The sequence below is a fragment of the Streptomyces sp. NPDC031365 genome, assembly GCF_055569765.1.
Genome location: NZ_JBVIIM010000081.1, coordinates 1 through 1575, shown reverse-complemented (window position 1 = coordinate 1575; position 1575 = coordinate 1). Strand labels below are relative to the sequence as shown.

Genomic DNA, 1575 nt, shown 5'->3' with positions numbered 1-1575 from the left:
CTTGCGTGGGGTCCGTGGGCCGAGGGCGGTATGGCGGATGACGCGACTGTTCAGGCCCGTATCGACCGGGGCGGTGTTCGGCCGCTGGACCCGGATGTTGCGGTGGAGCTGCTGGGTTCGGTCTCGGGTTGTGTGACGGTCGTCGATGTGGACTGGGAGCGTTTCGTTCCGGGGATGACGGCGTTGCGTGCCAGTCGTCTGTGGGATGTGGTCGCGCCGGGAGCGGCGGGGAGTGCCGACCGTGCGCCGGTGGCTGTCGGCGCACTGCGCGACAGGCTCGCCGGGCTCACCGCAGCGGCTCGGCGGACCACCCTGATGGAGGCCGTACGCGGACAGGTCGCTGCGGTACTGGGATTCGCCGACCCGTCGGCGATCGGTCCGGCCACGGCGTTCCGCGAACTCGGCGTCGACTCGCTGATGGCGGTGGAACTGCGCAACGCCCTGGCCGCGCTGTCGGGGCTCACCCTCGCCTCGACCGTCGTCTTCGACTACCCCTCCGTCGAAGCGCTGACCGAGGAGTTCCTCCACCAGATCTTCCCCACGACCGACGAGGGCACGGGCCACGAAGCTGAAGCGTCCTCGTTGCCGATGGTGGACGACCCGGTTGTCGTCGTGGGCATGGGATGCCGCTTCCCGGGCGGAGTCGCCTCACCTGACGACCTGTGGCACCTGTTGGCCGACGGGATCGACGCCATGAGCGGCTTCCCCGCGGACCGGCACTGGGACGCGATCGGTGACCTGGCCCGGGCCGGCGACTACACGCGGGTGGGTGGTTTCGTCGACGGAGCGGCGGATTTCGATGCCGATCTGTTCGGTATTTCGCCGCGTGAGGCGTTGGCGATGGATCCGCAGCAGCGGCTGCTGCTGGAAGTGGTGTGGGAGTCGCTGGAGCGGGCGGGTATCGCTCCTTCGTCGTTGCGTGGGCTGCCGGTCGGGGTCTTCGCGGGTACGAACGGGCAGGACTACCCGGCTCTGCTGGCGCTGGCCGGCGAGTCCGGGGACGGCTACGGCGGGACCGGTAGCGCGGGCAGTGTCCTGTCGGGCCGGGTGTCGTATGCGCTGGGGCTCGAAGGCCCCGCGGTCACGGTGGACACCGCGTGCTCGTCGTCTCTGGTGGCCCTGCACCTTGGAGCCCAGTCCCTGCGCGCCGGCGAGTGCGATCTTGCCCTCGCGAGCGGTGTCACCCTGATGACGACGCCTGCTGCCTTCCTCGAATTCGATGTCCAGGGTGGGCTGGCCGGGGACGGTCGGTGCAAGGCGTTCTCGGACGACGCGGACGGGACCGGCTGGGGCGAGGGCGTGGGTGTGCTCGTCCTGGAGCGGTTGTCGGACGCGCGGCGCAAGGGACACCGGGTGCTGGCGGTGGTGCGTGGTTCGGCGGTCAACCAGGACGGTGCGTCGAACGGGCTGACCGCTCCCAACGGTCCCTCCCAGCAGCGGGTGATCCGGCAGGCGCTGACCAATGCCGGTCTGTCGTCCGCCGAGGTGGACGTGGTGGAGGCGCACGGTACGGGGACGACGCTGGGTGACCCGATCGAGGCGCAGGCGCTGCTGGCGACGTATGGCCAGGACCGG

General features: G+C 70.4%; 1 protein-coding gene. It reads left to right on the top strand.

From position 1 onward, the window contains the following. On the top strand, positions 1-1575 hold a 1575-nt coding region (locus tag ACZ5C2_RS38580; RefSeq protein WP_468801632.1), incomplete at both ends, for a type I polyketide synthase.